This is a genomic window from Methylobacterium sp. Leaf104, from assembly GCF_001422885.1.
GTDB lineage: Bacteria > Pseudomonadota > Alphaproteobacteria > Rhizobiales > Beijerinckiaceae > Methylobacterium.
Genome location: NZ_LMMZ01000001.1, coordinates 724,888 through 750,268, shown reverse-complemented (window position 1 = coordinate 750,268; position 25,381 = coordinate 724,888). Strand labels below are relative to the sequence as shown.

Genomic DNA, 25,381 nt, shown 5'->3' with positions numbered 1-25,381 from the left:
GATCAGCTCGCCGTCGCGAGACGGGGACCGGGTGCCACGCGCGGCCGCAGCACGATGGGTCCGGCCACCTCCTCCGGCACTTCGCGGTGCGCCGCGAGGGCACGGGCCAGGATCTTGGCGACCTCGCCGCCCTGCGCGACCGTACGCAGCATCGGCTCGGGCCGGTTGACGTGCCAGGGCCGGGCATGCGGCCAGAGGTGCAGGTAGGCGATGCGGTTGCCCGGGCGCAGGCGTAGGGGCAGGTCGGCGCTGCCGTCGCCGTAGAGGTGGCAGCCGGCCGCCTCCACCAGGGCGAAGGGCAGGTTCAGGGTCATCGGCAGGGCGATGCCCACCCGCATGACCACGCGGCGGTTGGTGATGGTGTAGGTGGTGGTGCGGGCCGAGAGCCAGCCGAGGAGGGCCAGGAGCAGAACCGCGCCGGTTCCGATCGCCAGGGTGGGCAGCGCCAGGGACGCGGCCTCCAGCGTCCGTCCGGACAGGGCCGCCGGGAGCGCCGCCCAGAGGGCGAGCCCGGCGAACCAGACACCGACGAGGGTGAGATGCAGCGCCCGGAAGGCGATGCCGAAGCCGCAGGGGCGGCCCTGCCAGAGGATATGCTCGCCGGCCGGCAGCGGGGCCGGCAGGCCGGGCGGTGCATCGAAGGCGTTGGCGGGGAGGTGCGGCGCGGGCCGCTCGGTGGACCGGCTCACAGGATGGCCTCCTGGCGGGTGGGGGTCGCGTAGAGGGTGCCGCCGCCGAAGAAGGCCATGATCCGCTCCTCCTCGTTGAGGGTGACCGAATCCGGATCCTTGGTGGTGGGGATGTCGGCGAACTGGTGCGCCAGCAGCGCCTCGGTCGTGACCTTCTGCGAGAAGCGGCCGGTCCGGCAGAAGGTGGCGGGCATCAGCACCCGCCGGCCGCCGGCCCCGAGCTCGACCTCGTAGTAGCGCACCATCGACTCGCCCCGGTCGACCCAGAGGTCGCTCACCGTGCCGGCCACCTGCCGGTCGGCCCCGAACACCGACATGCCGATGGGGTTCGGCCCGAGCTCGTGGACCACGAAGTGGTCGGCCACCCGCAGGGGCACGATGCGCTTCTCGCGGTTCCAGGTCTCGTCGTGGCTGCTTTCCCGGTCGGCGTAGGAGCCGGGGCCGATGGCGTCGTGCAGGCCGTCGGTGTCGGGCTCCAGGGGAGCGCCCGGCCAGACCTCGTGCTTGTGGCCGCGGTAGTTCCAGGGGGTGCGCTCGCCGGTCTGGGGCGCGTGCTTCACGTGGCCGTTGGAGAGGAGGAATTCCTTCGGCGACGGGATCAGGAACGGATCCGGCGGCATCGCCCGGCCGCGGGCGGCTTCGGATTCGAGCGGGTAGCCCTCGCGGCGGTCCTCGCGGCGCAGGTAGAAGACGAGGCCGGCGAAGAAGATCCAGAACGCGTAGAGGACCACCTGCGCGACGTCGACGTAGCCCGTGATTTCACCTCTCGGCATGGCCGGTCTCCTTCAGGCTGAGCGGGGCAAGGATCGAGGAAGAGGCGCGCGGCTCTCGGCGCGGACGAGCGGGCCGATGGCCAGCAGCGTCGCGAACAGCAGCGCGATCTCGATGTGGTAGACGATGAGGTATCCGGTGGAGGGCAGGTTCAGCGCCTCGCCGAGATGTCCGGATTCGGCCAGATGCGCGCCGAGGTCGCGCAGGATGCCGCTGGCCGCGATGGCGAGGCCGGCCGCGCTCGCCTGGACGGCGCCCCAGGCGCCGAGCGCCAGGCCGGTATCCTCGGGGCCGGCCTTGGCCATGGAGGCCGTGAGCGTGCCGTGGGCGAACAGGCCGCCGCCGAGGCCGATCAGGGCGACGCCGACCGCGAACAGGCGGGCGGAATCCAGCGGCGCGGCGAAGACCACGGCCGAGAAGGCCGCGATGCCAACCCCCGCGCCGGAGGCCGCGACCCGGAAGGCGTCGCCGCCCCGGTCGAGCCAGCGGGCCGCGATGAGGAGGCCGAGGCCGCCGCCGGCGGCCAGCAGCGCGGTCAGCGCCGTGGTAGCGGCCACCGGCAGGTGCAGGATCTGCCCGCCATAGGGCTCCAGCAGGATGTCCTGCATCGAGAAGGCGGCCGTGCCGAGCCCGGTGGCGACGAGGCGGCGGCGCGCCCGGCCCTTGCCGGCATAGAGCGCCCAGGATTCCGAGAAGCCCGGCCGGGGCAGTTCGCGCGCCGTGCGGCTGGGCGAGCGCGGCTCCTGCTTCCACAGGGCGATGCCGTTGAGCACGACGGTGAGGAGCGCCGCGCCCTGGATCACCTTGATCAGGCGCAGGGCCGAGAAATCCGCCAGCAGCAGCCCGAAGGCGACGGCGCTCACCACCATGCCGGCCAGCAGCATGACGCAGAGGAGCGCCACCACCCGGGGCCGGGCATGGGCCGGGGCGAGGTCGGTGGCCAGCGCCAGGCCCACGGTCTGGGTGGTGTGGAGGCCGGCCCCCACCATGACGAAGGCGAGCGCAGCGGCCACGTGGCCGGGCCAGGCCGGCCCGGTGGTGTCGCCCGACAGGATCAGCAGGGCGAAGGGCATGATGGCCAGCCCGCCGAACTGCAGCAGCGTGCCGAACCAGATGTAGGGCACCCGGCGCCAGCCCAGCACCGAGCGATGGGTGTCCGAGCGGAACCCGACGAGCGCGCGGAACGGCGCGAAGATCAGTGGCAGCGACAGCATCACGGCGACGATCCAGGCCGGGACCGCCAGCTCGACGATCATCACCCGGTTGAGCGTGCCGATGAGGAGCACGGCGGCCATGCCGACCGTGACCTGGAACAGGGCGAGCCGCAGCAGGCGCCCCATGGGCAGTTCCGCCGTCGCCGCGTCGGCGAAGGGCAGGAAGCCGGGGCCGACGCGCTGGATCGCGCGGGCCATGGACGCGCCGAGGCGGGTCATGGCGCCCGCCGGAGTTCGAAGGCCTGGGACAGGTAGAATCCGCTGTTCACCCGGTGTGCGCGGCCGATCCGGATATCGGCCAGGGCCGGCTCCGCGGCCACGCGCCGGCGCAGATCCGCCTCGCCGACGGGGACGATGGCGGGCGCCCTGTCGCCGCGTGGGAAGGCCCGGCCGGCCATGTGCATCAGGGTGAGGAGCGGCGTGCGCGGCGCCACCGTGAACAGGATCCCGTCATCGGTCCGCGCCGCCAGGGCCGCCAGGGCCTGGACGATGTCGGGCGTGGCGTAGTGGATCAGCGAATCCATCGCGACGACTACGTCGAAGCGGCCGAGGGCGGGATCGAGCATGTCGCCGACCCGGAAGTCGATGCGCCCCGGCCCCGACAGGGTGGTGCGCTCCCGCGCGAGCCCGATCAGCGTCGGCGAGACGTCGATGGCGACGACCTCGGCGCCGCGGCGGGCGGCCTCCAGGCTGAGCGCTCCGGTGCCGCAGCCGGCATCGAGCAGGCGCCTGCCCGTGAGGTCGGCGGGAAGCCAGGACAGGAGGTTGGCCCGCATGGCGTCGCGCCCGGCCCGCACGGTGGCGCGGATCTTCGAGACCGGCGCGTCCGAGGTCAGGCGCGCCCAGGCCTCGACGGCGGTGCGGTCGAAGTAGGTGGTGAGCTGGGAGCGGCGGGCGGCGTAGCTGTGCGAGGTCATGGTGCGGCGCCCGCTCAATCGAAGCCGAGGAATTCGAACAGGTCGCGATCCTTCATCGGGATCGCGTCGAGCGGCTTGCCGCCGGCCCAGAGATGCGCGGCGAGGCGCATGTACTCGGTGGTGACGGCCAGGAGTTCGGGCGTCTCCTCCATCTCGAACAGCGTCGCCTTCTTCAGGCGTGAGCGCCGGACCACGTCGAGATCGGGGAAGTGCGCGATGCGCTCGAGGCCGGTCGCCGCATTGAAGCGGTCGATCTCGTCGGTCTTGGCGGAGCGGTTGGCGATGACCCCGCCGAGCCGCACGGGGTAGTTCTTCGCCTTGGCGTGGATCGCCGCGACGATCCGGTTCATCGCGAAGATCGAATCGAAGTCGTTGGCCGTGACGATGAGGGCCTGGTCGGCATGCTGGAGGGGCGAGGCGAAGCCGCCGCAGACCACGTCGCCGAGCACGTCGAAGATCACCACGTCGGTGTCCTCCAGGAGGTGGTGCTCCTTCAGGAGCTTCACCGTCTGTCCGACGACGTAGCCGCCGCAGCCGGTGCCCGCCGGGGGACCACCGGCCTCGACGCACATGACGCCGTTGTAGCCTTCCGCCACGAAGTCCTCGATGCGCAGCTCCTCGGAGTGGAACTGCACCGCCTCCAGGGCATCGATCACCGTCGGCGCCAGGCGCTTCGTCAGCGTGAAGGTCGAATCGTGCTTCGGGTCGCAGCCGATCTGCAGGACGCGCTTGCCGAGCTTGGAGAACGCCACCGACAGGTTCGACGAGGTGGTCGACTTGCCGATGCCGCCCTTGCCGTAGACCGCGAACACCTTGGCGGTGCCGATCTTGAGGTTCGGGTCGAGTTCGACCTGGACACTGCCCTCGGGGCGGCGCGCGGCGACCGGATTGCGGATGGCGATGTTCATGCGGCGACCCCTGCGGTGATGCCTTCGACGCGGTCCTCGAGTTCCTCCTCGGCGCGGTCGAGCGCGTCGCGCGTCTCCGCGTCGGGGGTCCAGAAGCCGCGCTGGTGCGCCTCGATCAGCCGGTGAGCCACCTTGGCCGAAGCGGTCGGGTTGAGGGCCGCCATGCGCTCGCGCATGGCGGGGTCGAGGACGTAGGTCTCGGTGATGCGCTGGTAGACCCAGGGGGCGACGCCGTTGGTGGTGGCCGACCAGCCCAGGGTGTTGGTGAGGTGCGCCTCGATCTGGCGCACGCCCTCGTAGCCGTGGCCGAGCATGCCCTCGGTCCATTTCGGGTTGAGCATCCGGGTGCGGGTCTCCAGGGAGACCTGCTCGGTCAGCGAGCGCACCACGCCTTCGCCGCGGGTCTGGTCGCTGATGAAGATCGGCACGGCCTCGCCGCGGGCCTTGGCGACGGCGCGGCCCATGCCGCCGAGGCCGTCGAAGTAATGGTCCACCGAGGTCACGCCGACCTCGACCGAGTCGAGGTTCTGGTAGGCGAGGTCGACGGTCGCCAGCACGCTGCCCATGAGGGCGCGCTGGGCGGTGGGCACGCCGGTGCGGCCGTAGGCGAAGGACTTGCGCCGGGCGAAGGTCTCGGAGATCTCGTCGGCATCCTCCCAGCGGCCGGATTCGACCAGCTGGTTGACGTTGGCCCCGTAAGTCCCCTCCGCGTTGGAGAAGACCCGGAGCGCGGCGGTCTCGAGGTCGATGCCGTGCTCGGCCTGGAGCGCCAGGGCATGCTTGCGGACGAAGTTCCGCTCCTCCGGCTCGTCGGCGATGGCCGCGAGGTAGGAGGCCTCCGCCAGGAGCTTGGTCTGCAGGGGCAGAAGATCGCGAAAGATCCCCGACAGAGTGACGACCACGTCGATGCGCGGACGCCCGAGGGTCTCCAGCGGGATCAGCGTCGCGCCGCAGAGGCGGCCATAGCCGTCGAAGCGCGGCGCCGCGCCGATCAGCGCGAGTGCCTGGGCGATGGGGCCACCCTCGCTCTTCAGGTTGTCGGTGCCCCACAGGACGAGGGCGATGCTCTCGGGCAGCGCCGCGCCCTCGTCGCGGTAGCGCGCCAGCAGGCGGGCCGCCTGGCGCGCGCCGTCGGCGAGCGCGAAGGCCGAGGGCAGCCGGTAGGGATCGAAGCCGTGCAGATTGCGCCCGGTGGGCAGGATGTCGGGGTTCCGCAGTAGGTCGCCGCCGGCCACGGGGGCGATGAAGCGACCGTCGAGGGCCGCGAGTAATCCCCGGATCTCATGATCCTGTGACAACAGGAGATCGGTCTCGCGCAGGGCGGCGAAGGCCGCGCGGTGGGCCTCGGTGAGATCGAGGCCGGACTGCGCCAAGGCGGAGTCGATGGCCTCGCCGTCGACCAGGGCGCGGATGCCGGCGCGGCTCGGCATCAGGCCGTGGCTGGCCTCCGCGAGGGCGAGCAGGATGTCGACCCGCTCCTCGGGCGGGGTGGCCGCGCCGGTCACGTGAAGCCCGTGCGGGATCAGGGTGTGCTCCAGCTCGTGCAGGGCGACCGCCAGGCGATGGACGTGACCGGCGAGGTCGACATTCCAGGCCGGTTCAGCGGCCACGAGGTCGAGGCCGGCGCCCTGGGCCTGGATCAGCTCGGCGAGGTCTCGGCGCTCGCCCACGGCCTCGGGCTCCAGGGCGCGCCAGCGCTCGATGGACGCCTTGAGGTCGATGAGGCCGCGATAGAGCCCGGCCTGGGCGAGGCTCGGGGTCAGGTAGCTCACGAGGGTCGCGGCGGAGCGGCGCTTGGCGAGGAGGCCCTCGGAGGGGTTGTTGGCGGCGTAGAGGTAGATGTGCGGCAGCGCGCCGATCAGGCGTTCCGGCCAGCAGGCGCCCGAGAGGCCGGTCTGCTTGCCGGGCATGAACTCGAGCGCCCCGTGGGTGCCGAAATGCAGCACCGCGTCGGCCCGGAAATCCTCGCGCAGGTAGCGGTAGAAGGCCGAGAAGGCGTGGGTTGGGGCGAAACCGCGCTCGAAGAGCAGCCGCATCGGGTCGCCCTCGTAGCCGAAGCCCGGCTGGACGCCGACGAAGACGTTTCCGAACTGGGCCCCGAGCACGAAGATCTGCGCGCCGTTGCTGTTCTGGCGCCCGGGCGCCGGACCCCACTGGGCCTCGATCTCGGCCAGGTGCCGCTCGCGCCGGACGTGCTCGTCGGCGGGAATGCGGTGGTGGACGTTGGCGGGCGTTCCGAACCGGGCGGCGTTGCCGGCGAGCACCGCCTCGCGCAGGGCGTCGACGCTCTCGGGCACCTCGACCGCGTAGCCCTCGTCCTTCATGGCGGTGAGGGTGTTGTGGAGCGAGTGGTAGACCGACAGGAAGGCAGCGGTGCCGATGCTGCCGGCATTGGGCGGGAAGCCGAACAGGACCACGGCGACCCGGCGCTCGGCCCGCGCCTTGCGGCGGAGGGCGACGAGGCGCTCGATGCGGGCGGCGAGCATGTCGGCGCGCTCGGGATGCACGACCATGTCGCGGGCGCTGGCGCCCAGCGAGCGGCTGGAACGTCCGCCGAACACCATCGGGGCCGTGGCGCCGTCGAGCTCGGGAATCGCCACCATCATGGTGGCCTCGACCGGCGAGAGGCCCCGGTCGGACGCCTCCCACTGCTCCAGGGTCTGGAACTCCAGGGCGTGGGCCGCGAGGTAGGGGACGTCGAGCTCCGAGAGCAGCGCCTGTGCCCCGGCGGCATCGTTGTAGGCGGGGCCGCCCACCAGGGAGAATCCGGTCAGCGAGACCAGGGCGTCGATGGTCGGGCGCCCGTCGCGGCGGAAGAACGCGTCGACGGCGGGGCGGTTGTCGAGGCCGCTAGCGAAGGCCGGCACGACGGCGAGGCCCCGTGCCTCCAGGGCCGCGACGACGCCGTCGTAATGGGCGGTGTTCCCGGCGAGCACGTAGGAGCGCATGACGAGGAGGCCGACGCGGCCCTTCAGGGGGCCGGTGGGCGCCGGCACCTTCGCGACGTCCTCGCCGATCCGGCCAGCCATGCGGGGATGGTAGAGGCCGGTCTCCGGGTAGCTCAGGGGCGCCGGGGCGGCGGCGATCCGGCGCCAGCCCTCGCGCGGGCCGGCGGCGTAGCGGCCGACCAGGAAGCGCACGAGGTTGGCGATGTTCTCGTCCGAGCCCGAAAGCCAGTACTGCAGGGTGAGGAAGTAGGCCCGCACGTCCTGGGCCGAGCCCGGGATGAAGCGCAGGATCTTGGGCAATTTCCGGATCATCGCCATCTGGCGGGCGCCGTTGCCCTGGGCGCCGGGCTTGCCGCGCAGCTTCTTGAGGAAGTCCAGGGCGCCGCGCTTGGTGCCGTCCATGTCGAAGCGGTTCAGCCGGGTGGTCTTCACCACCTCACCAGCCGAGAGGCAGCCGACCATGGCGTCGCAATGCGGACGCCGCGCGAGGAGCGACGGCAGGATCGCCCGGACGTGCTCGTCCATGAACAGCATCGTGGAAACGATGATGTCGGCGCGCGCGATGTCGGCCTTGCAGGCCTCCAGGGACGCGGGGTCCGTGTCCCAGGCGGCGGCGGCGTGGAAATCGAGGACGAGGCCGGGCAGGTCGCGGGTCAGGCGCTGGCGTGCGCGCTCCAGCGCGCTCGCCACATGATTGTCCATCGTCACGAGGACGACCCGGAGCGCCGGGCGCTCAGCGTCCGAAATGCGCTTTGGCATCGTACAGGGTCTCGAGAGTGATGAGCGGCAGGGCGCGTTCCCGCGCGAAGCGCTCGGTGTTCGCGCGGGCTTTGCCCCGCACGAAGAACGGGATCTTCTTGAGTTCCTTCTCGGCCTCCGTGGCCCAGGTGAGGATGATCGGTCCGGCCGGAGCGGAAAGGGCATCGGCGGCGACGGGTGGTTCAGCCGGGCCGGGCGCCTCTCCGGCGACCGCGACCGCCTCGGTGCCGTGCCGGGGCAGGTGCGAGGGCGCGGCCGCGCCGTGGAACTCGACATCCTCGCGGAACATGCCGAGCAGGTGCTCTTCCAGGCCCATCATCAGGGGATGGACCCAGGTGTCGAACAGGACGTTGGCGCCCTCGAACCCCATCTGCGGCGAGTGCCGGGCGGGAAAATCCTGGACATGGATCGGGGACGAGATCACCGCGCAGGGCAGCCCCAGGCGCTTGGCGATGTGGCGTTCCATCTGCGTGCCGAGCACCAGTTCCGGCTGGGCGGCCTGGATGGCGGCTTCCACGTCGAGGTAATCGTCCGTGATCGTGGCCTCGATGCCGTGGAGCGCGGCCTCGGCCCGGACTTCGCGGGCGAATTCCCGGGTGTAGGTGCCGAGACCCACCACCCGGAAGCCGAGCTCGGTGGCGGCGATCCGGGCGGCGGCCAGCGCGTGGGTGGCGTCGCCGAAGATGAAGACGCGCTTGTCGGTGAGGTAGGTCGAATCGACCGAGCGCGAGTACCAGGGCAGGCGCGAGGGCGCGCCGTCGAGCACCGGCGCCGGGTCGACCCCTGCGGCGGCGGACACCTCCTCGACGAAGCGGAGGGTGGCCCGGACGCCGATCGGGACGGTCTCGACCATCGGCTGTCCGAAGGTCTTCTGGAGGTGCAGGCCGGCGGCGCGGGCGATCTCCGGATAGAGCACGACGTTGAAGTCGGCCGCGCCGAGGCGTCCGAGATCGGCCGGGGTCGCGCCGAGCGGGGCGATCACGTTCACGTCGATGCCGAGGCCCCCGAGGATCTTGGTGATCTCGACGAGGTCGTCGCGGTGGCGGAAGCCCAGGGCCGTCGGGCCGAGGACGTTGCAGAGGGGGCGGCGCTCCGTGCGGGGCGTCGGCGTGCCGCCGGCGAGCGCCCGGACCAGCCGGTAGAAGGTCTCCGAGGCGCCCCAGTTCTCTTTCTTCTGGTAGGCCGGGAGCTCCAGGGGAATCACCGGGATCGGCAGGTCGAGGGCGCGGGCGAGGCCGCCCGGATCGTCCTGGATCAGTTCGGCGGTGCAGGAGGCGCCGACGATCATCGCGTCCGGGCGGAAGCGCTCGTAGGCCTGCGCCACGGCATCCTGGAAGATCGCGGCGGTGTCGGCGCCGAGGTCGCGGGCCTGGAAGGTGGTATAGGTCACCGGCGGGCGGGCGTCGCGCCGCTCGATCATGGTGAAGAGCAGGTCGGCGTAGGTGTCGCCCTGCGGGGCGTGCAGCACGTAGTGCAGGCCCTTCATCGCGGTGGCGATCCGCATGGCCCCGATATGCGGAGGCCCCTCGTAGGTCCAGAGCGTGAGCTGCATCGCGTCAGACCTCCAGCCGGGTGCGGCGCTTCAGCGGGCGCGCGAAGAGTTCGGCGAGGTCCCCGGCCTGGTCGTAGCCCTGGATCGGGGTGAACAGCAGCTCGATCGACCACTTGGTCGCCAGACCCTCGGCTTCCAGCGGATTGGCGAGGCCGAGGCCGCAGACCGTGAGGTCGGGCTTCGCCGCCCGGCAGCGGTCCATCTGCGCATCGAGGTTCTGGCCCTCCACCACCCGGGTGCCGACGGGCAGAAGCGCGAGCTCGGGCGCATGGTGCTGGCGGTGCAGGTAGGGCGTGCCGACCTCGATCAGTTCGGCGCCCATCTCGCGCGCGAGGAAGCGGGCGAGCGGCAGTTCGAGCTGCGAATCGGGGAAGAAGAACACCCGCTTGTCGGCGAGCCGCTCCCGGTAGAGGTCGAGGGCGACCGCGGCCCGGGCGCGCCCCGGAGCCGTGACCCGCGCGAAGCGCTCCGCCGGCACGTCGAAGGCCGCGGCGGCGGCGGCGAGCCAGCCGGTGGTGCCCTCCGAGCCGAGGGGGAAGGGCGCGGCGATCCGCTGGGCGCCGCGCGCCTCGAGGGCGCGGGCGGTGTCGGCCAGGAACGGCTGGGCGAGGAGGATCCGGGTGTTGGGTCCGACCGCCGGCAAGGACCCGGCGCGGCGCGCCGGCAGGAAGGCCACCTCGGCGAGGCCGAGATCGGCGAACAGGCGGGCGAACTGGTCCTCGACCACGTCGGCCAGCGCCCCGACCACGAGGAGCGCGGGGGCGGCGGTCTCGGGCGCGCGCGGCATCTCGGGGACGAGGGCGGCCAGGCAGGCATCCTCGCCCTGCGTGAAGGTGGTCTCGATGCCGCTGCCCGAGTAGCTCAGCACCCGCACGTCGGGATGGAAGCTCTGCGACAGGCGCTGGGCCGCGCGCGACAGGTCGAGCTTGATCACCTCCGAGGGGCAGGAGCCCACGAGGAACAGGAGACGGATGTCAGGGCGACGCTCGATGAGGCGGCGCACCACCCGGTCGAGCTCCTCGTTGGCGTCGACCAGACCGGCGAGGTCGCGCTCGTCGAGGATCGCGGTGGCGAAGCGCGGCTCGGCGAAGATCATCACGCCGGCGGCCGACTGAATGAGGTGGGCGCAGGTGCGCGAGCCGACCACGAGGAAGAAGGCGTCCTGGATCTTGCGGTGCAGCCAGACGATGCCGGTGAGACCGCAGAACACCGCGCGCTGGCCGCGCTCCTGGCGGATGTCGCAGCCCGTCTCGAGACCGGGGGCGGCAAGATCGGGAATCGGCGCGTGGGCGTTCATCGCGCGGCCTCCGCGACGAAGCCGGCCGGCATCGCCTGGAGCCGGGCGGCCCTGAGCTTCAGCACGAACTGCGCGGCGTTGACGGCGTAGGAGGCGTAGGCCGCCAGCGCCAGGAGCATCAGCCCGCCGGTGTCGAAGGCGGCCGTCGCCAGCGCCACGAGGTAGGCGCTGTGCAGGGCCAGCACCAGCATGCTGACCATGTCCTCCCAGTAGAAGGCCGGCGCGAACAGGTAGCGGCCGAACACGGCCTTCTCCCAGATCGAGCCCGTGACCATGATCGCGTAGAGGAGGAGGGTCTTGACCACCACGGAGGCGTTGGCCGCCGTCGCGCCCTCGCCTGTCCACAGGGTGCGCAGGACGAGGCCGAGACTCACGGCGAACACGAGGAATTGAAGCGGGGCGAGGACACCCTGGACGAGGGTCCAGCGGGTCGCGTCACGACGGGCGCGCTGCTCGGCGTCGTAGAGAGGTCGCCTGGGCCTGTCCGCTCTCCGGATCATGCTGTCCGCCCCCCTTTCGGAGCCCCTTGCGACCAGGTCGCCGGGTCTCGTTGAAGGGAGGTTAGGAAGGCGGTCCACGAGTGTCAAGCCAGCTTTACGTCAAAAGCTGATGACAGATTGAATGCAAAATAGTTATAGTCGTCGTATTGATAAAGCGCATTTCGAGCGTATCGTGCAGCTTCATTGCAGGGACCGGCAAAGCTGTCCCTCCCCGGCGCCGGGGTACTGAGGCGTGTGCTCAGACGTCCCGGAATTCGACGCGCAAGATCGAACCGACACAAAGCCGTCAGCCACATTGGGAGGGACCAATGGATGATGTGAGGCAATTCGGTGATCGCTTGCGCTACGAACCATCCAGCCGGGATGTCGCGGACCTGTGCGAGGCTGGGATCAGTGCGCAGCTCGCGGTGTTCGGGCAGGCGATCCGCCTGCAGCGGGACCTCGCGCGCGTCGTCGAATCCGAGATCATTCCGCGCCTGATGCTCGCCCACCGGATCGAACCGGCTCCCGCGCCCACGGACGTGCTGCCGAGCGAGGAGCAGATCGCGGCCTTCACGGCCCTCATGCTCGATCCGGCCGGCGACGACCTTGAGAATCGGCTCGCCGATCTCCTGGCGAGCGGCCTCGGGACCGACAGCCTTCTCCTCGATCTCCTGGCGCCGACCGCCCGCCACCTCGGCACCCTGTGGGAGGAGGACCTCTGCGACTTCGTCGAGGTCACGCGCGCGATGGGCCGGCTTCAGCGGATCATGCGGGAGGTCACCAGCCGTTTCCGCAACGAGCCGGAAGCCCCGCCCGTCAACCGGAAGATCCTGCTGCTGCCCTGCCCCGGAGATTCCCACAGGTTTGGCCTGACGGTCGTGGAGCAGTTCTTCCGCGAGGCCGGCTGGTCCGTCACCTGCACGGTCTCGCAGCCGGAGGAGGACAGCCTCCGGTGCATCCGCGAGGAATGGTTCGACATCGTCGGCCTGTCCCTCGCCTGCGAGACCCTGTTCCCGACCATGATCGAGACCGTGGCGGCGTTGCGCCGAAATTCCCGGAACGATGCGCTTCGGGTGATGGTTGGAGGTCCAGCCTTCGCGGCGAATCCCGACAGCTTCCGGCGCGTCGGCGCCGACGCGAGCGCGGGCGACGCCCGCTCGGCCCTGTCCGTCGCAGAATGCCTGCTTGATCTGCCCGTCAGACCCTGCTGAAAGACGTACCCGATCGAGTTAGCCTCCCTTCCCGATCCGACCTGCCCGACCACATCCAGACGTGGTGACCCGTGACCAGCCTGGCGCTTCCTGCCACGAGCCACGCGCTCGCGGCGCTTCAAAAGTCACTCGGCCCCCTCGACGCGCAAGCGGCGGGCTTGCTGGTGGCTGCCGCGACGGACCTGTCCCTGGTCATCGACGGCGAAGGTGTGATCCGGGAAGCGACCTTCGGCAGCGCCGACCTGGCGGATGAGGGCTGCGAGACCTGGCTGGGCCGGCCCTGGGTCGACACGGTGACGGTCGAGAGCCGCCCGAAGATCGCCGCCCTCCTCAAGGATGCCGCCCCCAACGCGGTCACGCGCTGGCGCCAGGTCAACCACGTCTCACCGACCGGCACCGACCTGCCCGTCCGCTACGCCGCGATGCGGCTGGCGAAGGACGGGCAGATCCTCGTCCTCGGCCGAAACCTGCGCGCGATGGCGTCGCTGCAGCGGACCCTGGCGGAGACCCAGCAGGCGCTGGAGCGCGATTACCTGCGCATGCGCGGGGCCGAGACCCGCTACCGCCTGTTGTTCCAGCTCGGATCGGAGCCTGTCCTCGTGGTCGACGCCGCGACGCGGCGGGTCACCGAGGTGAACCCGGCCGCCTCCCGCCTCATCGGACGCGCCGAGAAGCGGATCGTCGGTCAGGACGCCGTCGACCTGTTCGACGCGGTCGGCGCCCGCGACCTCGAAGCGCTGTTCGCGGGCCTCCGGGTGACCGGGCAGGCCGCCGACCTCGAAGCCAAGCTCGGGCACGGGCGCGGCGCGGTGCGGGTTTCCGCCTCGCTGTTCCGTCAGGAGAACGCCACCAGCATCCTCCTGCGCCTCGCCTCGCCGGAGCCGGTGGAGACCGGTGCGGCCCGCACCGGTGCCGGCGCCCTCGATGTCCTCCGGAACCTGCCGGAGGGCTTCGTCGTCACCGACCAGTCCCGGCGCGTGCTCATGGCCAACCCGGCCTTCCTCGATCTGGTGCAGCTCGCGACCGAGGAGCAGGTTCGCGGCCAGCCGCTGGACAACTGGATCGGGCGCGAGGAATCGGAGGCCGCGGCCCTGTTCGCGACGCTGGTCCAGCACGGCTCCGTCCGCCACTTCCCGACACACATCCGTGGGGCCTACGGCAATCTCGAGGACGTGGAGGTGGCCGCCGTCTCGGTGACGGGCGGCAGTCAGCCCTGCATCGGCTTCACCCTTCGCGCCACCCCCCGGCGGGCGGCGGCCGTGTCCGGCGGCCGCGAGTTGCCTCGGTCGGTCGAGCAGATGACCGAGCTCGTCGGGCGCGTCTCGATGAAGAACCTCGTGCGCGAATCGACCGATCTCATCGAGCGTCTCTGCATCGAGGCCGCCCTGCGGATCACCCGCGACAACCGCGCCTCGGCCGCCGAGATGCTCGGCCTGAGCCGGCAGGGCCTCTACGCCAAGATGCATCGCTACGGCATCGGCGACCTCGACGCACGGGACGTCACCGACGAGGCGTGACGCTTCGCAGGTGGGTGCGCGACGCGCCGACCCCCTTCCCGATCGGCAATATATTTCCCGGACCGTCCCGGCTCACGACAATGTTGTAAATCAAACTTGACACTCGCGGGTGTGAAAATCTAGCGTCGTCTCCATGGCAACGCCTGCACCCAGCGCCCTCGTCGAGCTTCTGAAGCCGATCACATGGTTCGCGCCGATGTGGGCCTTCACCTGCGGCGTCGTCTCCTCCGGGGCCTCGCCCTCCGGACAATGGCCGGTCATCGCCGCCGGCGTGATCCTGGCCGGTCCCCTGGTCTGCGCCACCTCGCAGGCGGTCAACGACTGGTACGATCGCCACGTCGACGCGATCAACGAGCCGCACCGGCCGATACCCTCCGGCCGCATGCCGGGGCGATGGGGCCTCTACGTCGCCTTCGGCTGGACCCTCCTGTCTCTCCTCGTCGCCGCGGCCCTGGGGCCGTGGATTCTCGGCGCCGCCCTCTTCGGCCTGGTTCTGGCCTGGATCTACAGCGCGCCGCCGCTGCGCCTGAAGCGCAACGGCTGGTGGGGCAACACGGCGGTCGCGCTCTGCTACGAGGGCCTGCCCTGGTTCACCGGGGCCGCCGTGATGGCGGCCGCCGTTCCGGACTGGCGGGTGCTCCTCGTGGCGCTGCTCTACTCGGTCGGTGCCCACGGCATCATGACCCTCAACGACTTCAAGTCGGTGGAGGGCGACGGCCGCACCGGTATCCGCTCCCTGCCCGTGCAGCTCGGCACCCTGGGCGCCGCCCGCCTCGCCTGCCTCGTCATGGCAGTGCCGCAGGTCGCCGTCATCCTCGGCCTGTTCGCCTGGAACCGTCTCTGGCACGGCACGGTGATCGGCGTCCTGCTGCTCGGGCAGTTCGTCCTGATGCGCCGCCTCCTGGCCGCGCCCCGCGAGCGGGCCGCCTGGTACAACGGCACCGGCACCACCCTCTACGTGCTCGGCATGCTGGTGGCGGCCTTCGCCCTGCGGCCCCTCGTCCAGGGAGGTCCGTGATGCCGAACCCGTCCTTCGGCTGGCTCGCCATCGTCCGGCTCGGCCTCGTGCAGACCGCGCTCGGCGCCGTCGTGGTCCTCATGACCTCGACCATCAACCGCGTGATGGTGGTGGAACTCGCCCTCCCGGCGATCGTGCCGGGTGGACTCATCGCCCTGCACTACGCGGTGCAGCTGCTGCGCCCGCGCTGGGGCTACGGCTCCGACCGCACCGGCCGGCGCACGCCCTGGATCATCGGCGGCATGGCGGCCCTGGCGCTGGGGGGCTTCGGCGCCGCCGTGGCCACCGCCCTCGCCGAGACGCACCAGAATGCGGGCCTTGCCCTGGCGGTGCTCTCGTTTCTCACCGTCGGCATGGGCGCCGGCGCCGCCGGGACCTCGTTGCTGGTGCTGCTCGCCACCGGCGTCGACGCGCGCCGCCGCGGGGCCGCCGCCACCGTGGTCTGGGTGATGATGATCGCGGGCTTCGCCATCACCGCGCCCCTGGCCGGGCACTTCCTCGATCCCTTCTCGGGCGCACGGCTGGTCGCGGTCTCCGGCACGGTCTCCCTCGTCGCGTTCACGCTGGCCGCCCTCGCTCTGCGCGGCGTCGAGCCGGCATCGCGCCCGTCGGCCGGCACCGACGCGGCCGAGAAGCGCCCCTTTCGCGAGGTGCTGGCACGGGTCTGGGCCGAGCCCGAATCCCGGCGCTTCACGATCTTCATCTTCATGGCGATGCTGGCCTACAGCGCGCAGGAACTGATCCTCGAACCCTTCGCCGGCCTCGTCTTCGCGATGACGCCGGGGGTGACCACCAAGCTCGCGGGCCTGCAGCACGGCGGCGTGCTCGCCGGCATGCTCACGGTCGCGGGCGTCACCATGGGCATCGGCGGTCCGGTGCTCGGCTCCCTCAAGGTCTGGACCACGCTGGGCTGCGTCGGCTCGGGCATCGCGCTCCTCGCCATCGCCGGCGGCGGCCTCGCGGGCGCCGACTTCCCCCTGCGGGTGCCGGTCTTCGCCCTCGGCCTGTTCAACGGCATCTTCGCGGTGGCGGCCATCGGCTCGATGATGGCGCTGGCCGGGGCCGGCGGCGAGGCCGAGCGCGGCACCCGGATGGGTGTCTGGGGCGCGGCCCAGGGCGTGGCCTTCGGGGCCGGCGGCTTCCTCGGCACGGTCGCGGTGGACCTCGCCCGCCTCGTCACGCCCCGGGTCGTCGACGCCTATGCCAGCGTGTTCGCCGCCGAGGCGCTGCTCTTCGTGCTCGCCGCCGCCCTCGCCCTGCGCATCGCCCACGCCCCGGCGACGCAGGTGCCGCGGGGCCTGCGCCGCCCTTCGTCGTTCGAGGCATCGCTTTCCACGAGGTGAGATCATGGCTGCCGTCCGGGACACCGACCTCGAGACCTACGACGTAGTGGTGGTGGGCGGCGGCCCGGCCGGCGCGACGGCGGCCACCGACCTCGCGCGGAGCGGACGGCGCGTGCTGCTCCTCGACAAGCCCGGACGGATCAAGCCCTGCGGCGGCGCGATCCCGCCCCGCCTGATCCGCGACTTCGCCATCCCCGACCATCTCCTTGTCGCCCGCATCCGCTCGGCCCGCATGGTCTCGCCCAAGGACAAGCGGGTGGACATGCCGATCGGCGACGGCTTCGTCGGCATGGTCGACCGGGCCGACTTCGACCCGTGGCTGCGGGAGCGTGCGGCCGCGGCCGGCGCGGTGCTCCGGCCCGCCACCTTCCGCCACATCGAGCGCGACGCGGAGGGCGCCTACGTGCACTACCTCCAGGACGGCTTTCCCCGCGCGGCGCGGACGCGGCTCGTCATCGGCGCCGATGGGGCGAGTTCCCCCGTCGGCCGGGCGGAGATCCCCGGCCACGCCGCCATGCGGCAGGTCTTCGCCTATCACGAGATCGTCCGGCTGCCGGAGGCGGGCCCCCACGACGTCGAGGCGACCCGCTGCGACGTCTACTACCAGGGCAAGCTCTCGCCCGACTTCTACGCCTGGGTCTTCCCGCACGGGGACACGGTGAGCATCGGCACCGGCAGCGCCCGCAAGGGCTTCTCCCTGCGCGGCGCGATCCGGGCGCTGCGCGCCTCCACCGGCCTCGAAGGCGGCGAGACTGTCCGGCGCGAGGGTGCCCCCCTCCCCCTGAAGCCCCTGCGCCGCTGGGACAACGGCCGCGACGTCCTCCTGACCGGGGACGCCGCCGGCATCGTGGCCCCGGCCTCGGGCGAAGGCATCTACTACGCCATGCTCGGCGGCCGCCTCGCCGCGGAGGCGGCCCAGACCTTCCTCGCGACGGGGCAGGCCCGGGCGCTCGCCGGGGCGCGGCGCAGCTTCATGCGCCTGCACGGGCGGGTCTTCCTGATTCTGCGGATCATGCAGGCGGTCTGGTACCGCAACGACGGCCTGCGCGAGCGCTTCGTCTCGATCTGCCGGGACCGCGACGTGCAGCAGCTGACCTGGGATTCGTACATGAACAAGGAGCTGGTCCGGGCCAAGCCCGCGGCCCATGCGCGGATCTTCTTCAAGGATCTCGCGCACCTGTTCCGCTGGGTCTCGCCATGACCCTCGACGGAGCGGGGGGCTGGGGACCGGCCGCCATCGCGGCCGTGGCGGCGATCCTCGTGGCGCTGGCGGGCGGGCTCCTGACCACCACCGGACCCTGGTACCAGGCCCTGCGGCGCCCCGCCTGGAAGCCGCCGGACTGGGCCTTCGGCCCGGTCTGGACCACGATCTTCACGCTGACGGCGGTCTCGGCCGTGCTCGCCTGGAACGCCGATGCGAGTGCGTCGGCCCGCACCGCCCTGGTGGTCGCCTACGCGGTCAACGCCGTCCTCAACATCGCCTGGAGCGGCCTGTTCTTCCGCCTGCGCCGTCCCGACTGGGCCTTCGTCGAGGTGCTGTTCCTCTGGCTCTCGATCGGGGTGCTCATCATTGTCACAGGGCGCGTGCACGGGATGGCTGCCCTCCTCCTGCTGCCCTACCTCGTCTGGGTCGGGGTCGCCGCCTGCCTGAACCGGGCGATCGTCCGCCTCAACGGCCCGTTCCGGAGCGCGTGAGCGATGGAGGCACTGCTTGCCAGCGGTCACCTGGTCGATGCCATCCTGGTCCTCGTCGCGATCGAGGCGCTGGGGCTGATCCTCTGGAGCCGTCGGAGCCGGGGCACCTGGCCGCTCGCGCTCCTGTGCAACCTGACCTCCGGCGCGGCCCTGATGCTGGCGCTGCGCTGTGCCCTGACCAGCGCCGGCTGGACCGTGATCGCCGGATGCCTCGCCCTGGCCGGGCTGGCCCACGTCACCGAGATGGCCCTGCGCCTCGGCCGCCCCGCCTTTCCCGCCTCGTCCGTCCGCCTTCGCGAACCCCGCGACACGCGCGCCTGACCGCCCCCGACCCCACAGACCCGGAGAGACGCCATGGAATACCGCCGTACCGCTCTCCGTCTGGGGGCCGGCCTCGTTCTCGGACTGGGCGCCCACGGCGTCTCGGCACAGGACGCCGACCTGATCAAGCGCGGCGAGTACCTCGCGACCGCCGGTGACTGCGTCGCCTGCCACACCGCGCCGGACGGCAAGCCCTTCGCCGGCAACTACGTGCTCAACACGCCGATCGGGAAGATCCGCACGCCGAACCTGACCCCGGACCCGGAGACCGGCCTCGGCAAGTGGAGCGCCGACGACTTCTACCGGGCCTTCCACGAGGGCATCACCAAGGACGGCTCCTACCTCTACCCGGCCTTCCCCTTCGCCTGGTACACCAAGGTCACGCGCGCCGATTCCGACGCGATCTTCGCCTACCTGAAGTCGCTGCCGGCGGTGCACGAGCCGCGCAAGCCCTCCGAGATCCCGTTCCCCTTCAACATCCGCACCGCGCTCATCACCTGGCGGACCGCCTTCTTCACGGCCGGCGAGTTCCAGCCCGACCCGCAGGCGAGCGCCGAGGTCAACCGCGGCGGCTACCTCGTCGAGGGGCTCGGCCATTGCGGCATGTGCCACAACGCCAACAAGATCGTCGGCAACAGCGGCCTGGCCGGCAAGCTCGGCGGCGGCGTCATCGACGGCTGGTACGCGCCCAACATCACGCCCGACGATCACACCGGCATCGGCGGCTGGAGCGACGAGCAGGTCGTGACTTACCTGAAGACCGGCGCCGCCCCCGGGAACCAGCCGGGCGTCGCGGCCGGCCCGATGCGCCAGACCATCGAGGAATCGCTGTCGAAGATGACCGACGCGGACCTGAAGGCGATGGTGGCCTACCTGCGCACGCAGAAGGCCAAGGAGAGCTACAAGGTCAAGGACATCCAGGCCTTCAACCAGGCGGACGCGCCGGGCGCCGCCACCTATCTCAGCTACTGCTCCTCCTGCCACAAGCCGGACGGCAAGGGCGTCGAGGGCGCGATCCCGGCGCTCGCCGGCAACACCTCGGTGCAGGCGCAGGGACCCGAGACGGTGATCCGGGTGATCCTCGGCGGCCTCTCGGCCCAGAACGGCTACGCACCGATGCCGGCCATCGGCGCCGGCATGACGGACCAGGAGGTGGCCGACGTCACCGACTACGTCCGCAACGCCTGGGGCAACGCCGCCCCGGTGATCAGCGAGCGCGGCATCGTCGCCACCGCGCGCAAGGCGACCGAGACCATGCTGGCTGGCACCGCGCCCTGTGCCGAGATCGCTCAGCCGGACATCGCCAAGGCGGTGGCCGATTCGGGCGCGGCGCAGAGCCTCGCCGGCCTCGATCCCGAGAACTTCATCCCGACGGTCAACGCGCTGCTGCCGAAGATCAAGGCGGCCGTTCCGGACGCCAAGGGCGACGACATCGTCAACGGGCTGACCACGGCCTTCTGCAAGGCGGGCCGGAACGATACGCGCTACGACAAGGCCGGCTGGCACGCCGTGATCGGCAGCTTCGCCAGCATCACCTATGCGCAGCTGAAGAATCCCGAGCGCAAAGCCGCCGGCATGGGCACGACGCCGACGCCGTGATCGGATCGCGCGGGCCGTCGCCCGCGGTGTCGACCCGGCCGTCGCCGGGCCTCGGACGAAAGCCGGCGTTCGCGTGGCGGCGGCAGACACGACACGTTTCGCAAAGAGACGCGCCGCGACCCGAGAGGCCGGACACCGGACCGGATCGGTCCGCAGGACGGCGACGGCCCGTCCCCGTCGCTCCATCGTGGCAGATCGCAGCTGCCGGACCGCGGTCACGCCCCGGGACGGCCGGAGGATTTTTCAAAGTTCGGACAATGTCTTGCATCAGGAAGGAGGAACGCACGGAGAAACCCGGTCATCTCGCCGGGGTTCACGGCCTCGAGCGGGGACGTCGGCATGACCTTGAGCAGGAGAGACGTTCTTGCCGCAGCATCGACGCTGATCGGCATCACGGACGCCGTGGCAGCCTCGGGAAAGGCCGTCGGCCCGGCCGAGCCGGCGGCGCGGGCGACAGCGGCGAACGGGCCGTCCTCCAGCGGGTACCGAGCGGTCGACAACAACGCCTTCGTCACCCTGGCGGGCCAGAAATGGCAGGCCCAGACCGGCGCGCCCGGTGGGGTTTCGGTGAACGACGCCGACATGGTGCGGTTCGCCGCCAGGACCGGCGAGCGCGCGAGTTTCGATCCGCCCCGGAAGATCCGCGCGGAACTCTGCGGCCAGCAGCGCTACGCGAAGGGCGAACCCATCCGGTTCTCCGGAGCGGTCACGGTCGACCGGGCCAGCCGGATCACCGGGACGGATTGGTGCTCGTTCCTCCAGATCCACCAGGCCGACCCGGTCCGGTCCAACGGCCAATTCGCGATGGCCTCGCCCCTGTTCGCGGTCGACCTGAGCCTGGATCGATCGGGCAAACCGGTCCTGCGGGCGCGCGGCGAGACCGGGAAGGGCGAGCAGCGGACCTTCTCGCCGATGCGGATCTTCGGATCGGCGCCCTTCGCCTTCGGCGTCGAGCACAGCTTCTCGCTGGAGGCGACCGACGGTCACGGCGATGCGGGACGGATCCGGTTCCTGCTCAATGGACGGCCGGTCTGCGACTTCAGCGGACCGACGGGATACGAGTACGTGGATCTCCTGAAGGACGCGCTCCCCGGGCGGCAGCAGCTGACCGGCTCCTATCTCAAGATGGGCATCTATGCCGGCAAGTTCAGCGGCAACGCGCCGCCGCCCGACGTGTTCGTAGCCTATACGTTCCGGCGCCTGAAGACCGGTTGATCGGTCGCATCGGCGGGCGATCCCGCTCGCCACGGCCTGCCCTCCGCATGTCGGGATGCGCGACGCCGGGTCACCCGGCCATGGTGATGATGAGCGGGCCGTTTCGGGTGGCCACCACCGTGTGCTCGTACTGGACCGTGAGCGCGTTCGGCCGGCTGTAGAGGGTCCAGGGATCGTCGCCGTCCTCGGCGAATTCGGCGCCGAGGGAGAGGAAGGGCTCCACGGTGAAGACCAGGCCCTCCGTCGCGATCCGCCGCTCGGAAGCGTCGGGCCAGGTGGCGATCTCCGTCGGCTCCTCGTGGAGGGAATGGCCGACGCCGTGGCTGGCGAGGTTGCGCACCAGGGTGTAGCCGTTCCGGCGCGCGAAGGCCCCGACCGCCTGGCCGATGGCCGCGATCGGCTTGCCGGTGCCGACTTGGCGCAGGCCGGTCCACATGGCCCGCCGTCCGTCCTTGCACAGCCGCTCGACCGCCCGGGTCACCGGCGGCACGGGGAAGGAGGCGCCGGTATCGGCGAAGTAGCCGTTCTTCTCCGCGGAGACGTCGATGTTGACGAGGTCGCCCGGGTTGATACGGCGCGGCCCCGGGATGCCGTGCGCGATCTCCTCGTTGACGCTGATGCAGGTGGCGCCGGGAAAGCCGTAGGCCAGTTCCGGCGCCGGACGGGCGCCGGCGGCTTCCAGGAGCCGGCGCCCGATCACATCGAGCTCCAGCGTGGTCATCCCGGGCTCGATCGCCCCGCCCATTGCCTCCAGCGTGGTGGCGACGATTCGCCCGATCCGCTTCAGTGCCGCCAGGTCGTCCTCACCCGCTACCGTCATGTCGCTGTCCCTCAAGGGCCGCCCGGAGAGGCCGGCCGCTCGCGCGTTCGCTTCCGTCGGAAAACCCATAGCCGACCTGGTGCACCTGGACGAAGCCGCGTTCCTCCGGGGCAGCGCCGCGGCTTGCGGATCGCGCCGGATCGCGTCACCAGCAACGTGATGGCCCATCCCGCCCCCGTCGCCGTATCCGACCTGCCCATCGAGGCCGCCCTTCCGGCCCTGCGCGCGGCGCTCGCGGCCGGCCCCGCCGCCGTGCTCGTCGCCCCCCCGGGCGCCGGCAAGACCACCCGTGTGCCGCTGGCCCTCCTCGATGCGCCCTGGCTGCGGCCGTCCGACAAGATCGTCCTGCTGGAGCCGCGCCGCCTCGCCGCCCGCGGGGCGGCCGAGCGCATGGCCGCCACCCTCGGCGAGCTGGTCGGCGACACCATCGGCCTGCGGGTCCGCCTCGGCTCGAAGATCTCGGGCCGCAGCCGGATCGAGGTGGTCACCGAGGGCGTGTTCACCCGGATGATCCTCGACGATCCGGAGCTGACCGGCATCGGCGCGGTCCTCTTCGACGAATTCCACGAGCGCTCCCTCGACGCGGATCTCGGCCTCGCCCTCGCCCTCGACGCGCAGGGCGCCCTGCGCGAGGACCTGCGCCTCCTCGTGATGTCGGCGACCCTCGACGGCGCCCGGGTCGCCGGGCTCCTCGGCGCGGCCCCGGTGATCGAGTCGGAGGGACGCGCCTACCCGGTCGAGACGCGGTACTGGGACCGCGACCCGAACCGGCGGATCGAGGACGTGATGGCGGAGGCCATCCTGCGGGCCTTGCGCGCCGATCCCGGCTCGGTGCTCGCCTTCCTGCCGGGCCAGGGCGAGATCCGCCGGGTCGCGGCGCTGCTGGCGGACCGGGTCGACGAGGCCACCGAGGTCGCGCCGCTCTACGGCGCGCTGACACCGGCCGAGCAGGACCGGGCCGTCGCCCCCGCGCCGGCGGGTCGTCGCAAGGTCGTGCTCGCCACCAGCATCGCCGAGACCTCGCTGACCATCCAGGGCGTGCGCATCGTCGTCGATTCCGGCCTGTCGCGCGTGCCCGTCTACGAGCCCGGCCTCGGCCTGACCCGCCTCGTCACCGCGCGGGCCTCGCGCGCCTCCGTCGACCAGCGCCGCGGCCGTGCCGGCCGCACCGAGCCGGGCCTCTGCCACCGCCTCTGGGCGGAGGCGGCCACCAACGCCCTCGAGCCCTTCACCCGCCCGGAGATCCTGGCCGCCGACCTCTCGGGCCTGGTCCTCGACTGCGCCGCCTGGGGCGTCTCCGATCCCGCGACGCTCGCCTTCCTCGACGCGCCCCCCGCCCCCGCCCTGGCCGAAGCGCGGGCGATGCTGCGCGACCTCGGCGCGATCGAGGCGGATGGCCGCCTGACCGAGACCGGCCGCGCCCTGCGCGCCCTGCCCCTGCCGCCGCGCCTCGCCCGCATGGTCGTCGGCGCGGCGGGATACGGCACGGCCCGCGCGGCGGCCGATCTCGCGGCGGTGCTGGTCGAGCGCGGACTCGGCGGTGACGACACCGACGTCGCCCAGCGGGCCGAGCGCTTCGCCCGCGACCGCGCCCAGCGGGCCGCGGACATGCGCCGCCTCGCCCAGGGCTGGGCACGGCAGGCGGAGGGTTTCGCGGCCCGGCGCGCGGGCGCGCCCGCCGGCCTCGACATGAGCGAGGCCGGGCCGCTCCTCGCCCTGGCCTATCCCGACCGCGTCGCGCGGGCCCGCGGCCGCGACGGCGAGTTCGTGATGGCCAACGGACGGGCCGGGCAGGTCGACGCGGCCTCGGCCCTGGCCCGCGAGCCGTTCCTCGTGGTCGCGGACATCACCGGCACCGCCGCCCAGGGACGCATCCTCGCGGCGGCCCCGATCAGCCTGGAGGCGATCGAGGCCCTGTTCGGACAAACGATCGAGGCCGCGACGCAGGTCGCCTTCGACCGGACCGTGCGCGCCCTGCGTGCCCGGTCCCTGCGGCGCCTCGGGTCCCTGACCCTGGGAGAGCGCACCCTGCCGGTGCCGGCGGACCTCACCTCGGCGGAGATCCTGGCGCGGAGCGTCGCCGAGATCGGCCTCCAGGTCCTGCCGTGGACACCGGACCTGACCCAGTGGCGCGCCCGCCTGCGCTTCCTGCGCGAGGCCGATCCCGAGACCTGGCCGGACCTCTCCGACGCCCGGCTCCTGGGCACGATCGAGGCGTGGCTGGCCCCCGAGATCGTCGGGCGCACCAGCCTCGACGCGATCAACGCCGACGATTTGGCGCGGGCCCTCCAGGCGCTGCTGCCCTGGACCCTGCGCGCCCGGCTCGACACGGAGGCGCCGACCCATGTCGAGGTGCCCACCGGGTCGCGGATCGCTCTGGACTACGATGCCGAGGGGGGGCCGGTGCTCGCCGTGCGGGTGCAGGAGCTGTTCGGGCTCGAACGCCACCCGAGCATCGCCGCCGGGCGCATCCCGCTGGTGCTGCACCTGCTCTCGCCGGCCTCGCGGCCGATCCAGATCACCCGCGACCTGCCGGGCTTCTGGCGCGGATCGTGGAGCGCCGTGCGCTCGGAGATGCGCGGGCGCTACCCGCGCCATCCCTGGCCGGAGGATCCAATCGCCGAACCGCCGACCCGGCGGGTGAAGCCGAGGGGTCCGTGACGCCGCGCCTCCGTGCCGCCCTCGCCCTCTACGATCCGCGCGGGCGGCTCGCCGCACCGGCCTATCGGCAGCGCCTGATCCGGACGCTCCTCCTCGGCTTCGGGCTGCTCTGCCTCGGCATCTGGCTCGCGAGCCTCGGCCTGCGCTGGGCGGGATTTCTCGCGGTCGCCGGCATCCTGCCGGTCCTGGCCGCGCTCGCGATCCAGACGATCCGGCGCCTGCACGACCGGAACCGCAGCGGCCTCTGGCTCGCGGCCTATGCCGTGGCGGAGGCCGTGAGCGTGCTGCCCCTGGAGCGGGCCGTGGACACCCATCCCCTCCCCGTCATCGCCCTGGTGCTGGCGATGCTCGGCTTCCTCGTATGGTTCTTCGTCGAGACGGTCGTCCGGTCCGGGAGCCCGGGCGCCAACCGCTACGGCCCGGACCCCCGCGCGCCGTGAGCGC

General features: G+C 72.0%; 21 protein-coding genes. 11 read left to right on the top strand and 10 right to left on the bottom strand.

Annotation, left to right across the window (positions count from 1 at the left end):
• Positions 1-2: 2 nt before the first annotated feature.
• Genes puhB through bchF form a run of 9 tightly spaced genes read right to left on the bottom strand, consistent with a single transcriptional unit; the run spans position 3 to position 11,555 of the window.
• On the bottom strand, positions 3-689 hold the full coding sequence (puhB, locus tag ASF49_RS03510; protein WP_056467638.1) for a photosynthetic complex putative assembly protein PuhB: 687 nt from the start codon (positions 687-689) through the stop codon (positions 3-5).
• Complete coding sequence (gene puhA, locus ASF49_RS03505) at positions 686-1,462, bottom strand: photosynthetic reaction center subunit H (RefSeq protein ID WP_056467634.1); 777 nt, start codon at positions 1,460-1,462, stop codon at positions 686-688. The genes puhB and puhA overlap by 4 nt, the downstream gene beginning before the upstream one ends.
• Before the next feature lie 12 nt (positions 1,463-1,474).
• Positions 1,475-2,893 (bottom strand): MFS transporter, encoded by a 1,419-nt coding sequence (locus tag ASF49_RS03500; RefSeq protein WP_056467631.1) that lies wholly within the window; start codon positions 2,891-2,893, stop codon positions 1,475-1,477.
• Entirely contained in the window at positions 2,890-3,591 is a 702-nt protein-coding gene (bchM, locus tag ASF49_RS03495; RefSeq protein ID WP_056468053.1) for a magnesium protoporphyrin IX methyltransferase, read from the bottom strand. The genes ASF49_RS03500 and bchM overlap by 4 nt, the downstream gene beginning before the upstream one ends.
• 14 nt (positions 3,592-3,605) lie before the next feature.
• A complete protein-coding gene (bchL, locus tag ASF49_RS03490) occupies positions 3,606-4,499 on the bottom strand; it encodes a ferredoxin:protochlorophyllide reductase (ATP-dependent) iron-sulfur ATP-binding protein (RefSeq protein ID WP_056467628.1) in 894 nt (297 codons plus the stop codon).
• A complete protein-coding gene (locus ASF49_RS03485) occupies positions 4,496-8,206 on the bottom strand; it encodes a magnesium chelatase subunit H (protein ID WP_056467625.1) in 3,711 nt (1,236 codons plus the stop codon). The genes bchL and ASF49_RS03485 overlap by 4 nt, the downstream gene beginning before the upstream one ends.
• On the bottom strand, positions 8,181-9,758 hold the full coding sequence (gene bchB / locus ASF49_RS03480; protein WP_056467622.1) for a ferredoxin:protochlorophyllide reductase (ATP-dependent) subunit B: 1,578 nt from the start codon (positions 9,756-9,758) through the stop codon (positions 8,181-8,183). Before bchB ends, ASF49_RS03485 begins: the two co-directional genes overlap by 26 nt.
• A 4-nt stretch (positions 9,759-9,762) precedes the next feature.
• Complete coding sequence (locus tag ASF49_RS03475) at positions 9,763-11,055, bottom strand: ferredoxin:protochlorophyllide reductase (ATP-dependent) subunit N (RefSeq protein WP_056467619.1); 1,293 nt, start codon at positions 11,053-11,055, stop codon at positions 9,763-9,765.
• The gene (gene bchF / locus ASF49_RS03470; RefSeq protein WP_156652790.1) at positions 11,052-11,555 is read right to left on the bottom strand and encodes a 2-vinyl bacteriochlorophyllide hydratase; all 504 of its coding nucleotides are present in this window, start codon (positions 11,553-11,555) and stop codon (positions 11,052-11,054) included. The genes ASF49_RS03475 and bchF overlap by 4 nt, the downstream gene beginning before the upstream one ends.
• Positions 11,556-11,893: 338 nt before the next feature.
• Here bchF and ASF49_RS03465 point away from each other — a divergent pair, with 338 nt between their 5' ends.
• From ASF49_RS03465 to ASF49_RS03425, 9 genes are all read left to right on the top strand, one after another.
• Entirely contained in the window at positions 11,894-12,748 is an 855-nt protein-coding gene (locus tag ASF49_RS03465; protein WP_243214305.1) for a cobalamin B12-binding domain-containing protein, read from the top strand.
• Positions 12,749-12,819: 71 nt separating this feature from the next.
• Entirely contained in the window at positions 12,820-14,265 is a 1,446-nt protein-coding gene (gene ppsR / locus ASF49_RS03460; RefSeq protein ID WP_056467616.1) for a transcriptional regulator PpsR, read from the top strand.
• Positions 14,266-14,398: 133 nt separating this feature from the next.
• Positions 14,399-15,283: a chlorophyll synthase ChlG gene (gene chlG, locus ASF49_RS03455; protein ID WP_056467613.1), complete on the top strand. Its 885-nt coding sequence runs from the start codon at positions 14,399-14,401 to the stop codon at positions 15,281-15,283.
• Complete coding sequence (locus tag ASF49_RS03450) at positions 15,283-16,626, top strand: BCD family MFS transporter (protein ID WP_056467609.1); 1,344 nt, start codon at positions 15,283-15,285, stop codon at positions 16,624-16,626. Before chlG ends, ASF49_RS03450 begins: the two co-directional genes overlap by 1 nt.
• Before the next feature lie 4 nt (positions 16,627-16,630).
• Positions 16,631-17,827, top strand: coding sequence for a geranylgeranyl diphosphate reductase (locus tag ASF49_RS03445; protein WP_056467606.1), 1,197 nt, complete (start codon positions 16,631-16,633; stop codon positions 17,825-17,827).
• Positions 17,824-18,321 carry a TspO/MBR family protein gene (locus tag ASF49_RS03440; RefSeq protein ID WP_056467603.1) on the top strand — a complete coding sequence of 166 codons (498 nt, stop codon included), beginning with the start codon at positions 17,824-17,826 and terminating at the stop codon, positions 18,319-18,321. The genes ASF49_RS03445 and ASF49_RS03440 overlap by 4 nt, the downstream gene beginning before the upstream one ends.
• Positions 18,322-18,324: 3 nt before the next feature.
• Positions 18,325-18,642, top strand: a complete 318-nt coding sequence (locus tag ASF49_RS03435) for a hypothetical protein (RefSeq protein ID WP_056467599.1) — start codon at positions 18,325-18,327, stop codon at positions 18,640-18,642.
• A gap of 33 nt (positions 18,643-18,675) precedes the next feature.
• Positions 18,676-20,241, top strand: a complete 1,566-nt coding sequence (locus tag ASF49_RS03430; RefSeq protein ID WP_056467596.1) for a c-type cytochrome — start codon at positions 18,676-18,678, stop codon at positions 20,239-20,241.
• 402 nt (positions 20,242-20,643) lie between these two features.
• Positions 20,644-21,456: a heparin lyase I family protein gene (locus tag ASF49_RS03425; RefSeq protein ID WP_056467591.1), complete on the top strand. Its 813-nt coding sequence runs from the start codon at positions 20,644-20,646 to the stop codon at positions 21,454-21,456.
• Between the two features lie 70 nt (positions 21,457-21,526).
• On the opposite strand, the gene map is transcribed toward ASF49_RS03425, so the two are convergent.
• Positions 21,527-22,276: a type I methionyl aminopeptidase gene (map, locus tag ASF49_RS03420; protein ID WP_056467588.1), complete on the bottom strand. Its 750-nt coding sequence runs from the start codon at positions 22,274-22,276 to the stop codon at positions 21,527-21,529.
• A gap of 159 nt (positions 22,277-22,435) precedes the next feature.
• Here map and hrpB point away from each other — a divergent pair, with 159 nt between their 5' ends.
• Positions 22,436-24,937 carry an ATP-dependent helicase HrpB gene (hrpB, locus tag ASF49_RS03415; protein WP_056468037.1) on the top strand — a complete coding sequence of 834 codons (2,502 nt, stop codon included), beginning with the start codon at positions 22,436-22,438 and terminating at the stop codon, positions 24,935-24,937.
• A complete protein-coding gene (locus tag ASF49_RS24045) occupies positions 24,934-25,377 on the top strand; it encodes a DUF805 domain-containing protein (protein ID WP_056467584.1) in 444 nt (147 codons plus the stop codon). The genes hrpB and ASF49_RS24045 overlap by 4 nt, the downstream gene beginning before the upstream one ends.
• The last annotated feature ends 4 nt before the right edge of the window (positions 25,378-25,381 follow it).

Excerpts from the sequence above, each read along its gene's own strand:
- puhA (WP_056467634.1), bottom strand. The coding sequence starts at position 1,462 with ATGCCGAGAGGTGAAATCACGGGCTACGTCGACGTCGCGCAGGTGGTC.
- ASF49_RS03500 (WP_056467631.1), bottom strand. The coding sequence starts at position 2,893 with ATGACCCGCCTCGGCGCGTCCATGGCCCGCGCGATCCAGCGCGTCGGC.
- bchM (WP_056468053.1), bottom strand. The coding sequence starts at position 3,591 with ATGACCTCGCACAGCTACGCCGCCCGCCGCTCCCAGCTCACCACCTAC.
- bchL (WP_056467628.1), bottom strand. The coding sequence starts at position 4,499 with ATGAACATCGCCATCCGCAATCCGGTCGCCGCGCGCCGCCCCGAGGGC.
- ASF49_RS03485 (WP_056467625.1), bottom strand. The coding sequence starts at position 8,206 with ATGCCAAAGCGCATTTCGGACGCTGAGCGCCCGGCGCTCCGGGTCGTC.
- bchB (WP_056467622.1), bottom strand. The coding sequence starts at position 9,758 with ATGCAGCTCACGCTCTGGACCTACGAGGGGCCTCCGCATATCGGGGCC.
- ASF49_RS03475 (WP_056467619.1), bottom strand. The coding sequence starts at position 11,055 with ATGAACGCCCACGCGCCGATTCCCGATCTTGCCGCCCCCGGTCTCGAG.
- bchF (WP_156652790.1), bottom strand. The coding sequence starts at position 11,555 with ATGATCCGGAGAGCGGACAGGCCCAGGCGACCTCTCTACGACGCCGAG.
- chlG (WP_056467613.1), top strand. The coding sequence starts at position 14,399 with ATGGCAACGCCTGCACCCAGCGCCCTCGTCGAGCTTCTGAAGCCGATC.
- ASF49_RS03450 (WP_056467609.1), top strand. The coding sequence starts at position 15,283 with ATGCCGAACCCGTCCTTCGGCTGGCTCGCCATCGTCCGGCTCGGCCTC.
- ASF49_RS03445 (WP_056467606.1), top strand. The coding sequence starts at position 16,631 with ATGGCTGCCGTCCGGGACACCGACCTCGAGACCTACGACGTAGTGGTG.
- ASF49_RS03440 (WP_056467603.1), top strand. The coding sequence starts at position 17,824 with ATGACCCTCGACGGAGCGGGGGGCTGGGGACCGGCCGCCATCGCGGCC.
- ASF49_RS03435 (WP_056467599.1), top strand. The coding sequence starts at position 18,325 with ATGGAGGCACTGCTTGCCAGCGGTCACCTGGTCGATGCCATCCTGGTC.
- ASF49_RS03430 (WP_056467596.1), top strand. The coding sequence starts at position 18,676 with ATGGAATACCGCCGTACCGCTCTCCGTCTGGGGGCCGGCCTCGTTCTC.
- map (WP_056467588.1), bottom strand. The coding sequence starts at position 22,276 with ATGACGGTAGCGGGTGAGGACGACCTGGCGGCACTGAAGCGGATCGGG.
- hrpB (WP_056468037.1), top strand. The coding sequence starts at position 22,436 with ATGGCCCATCCCGCCCCCGTCGCCGTATCCGACCTGCCCATCGAGGCC.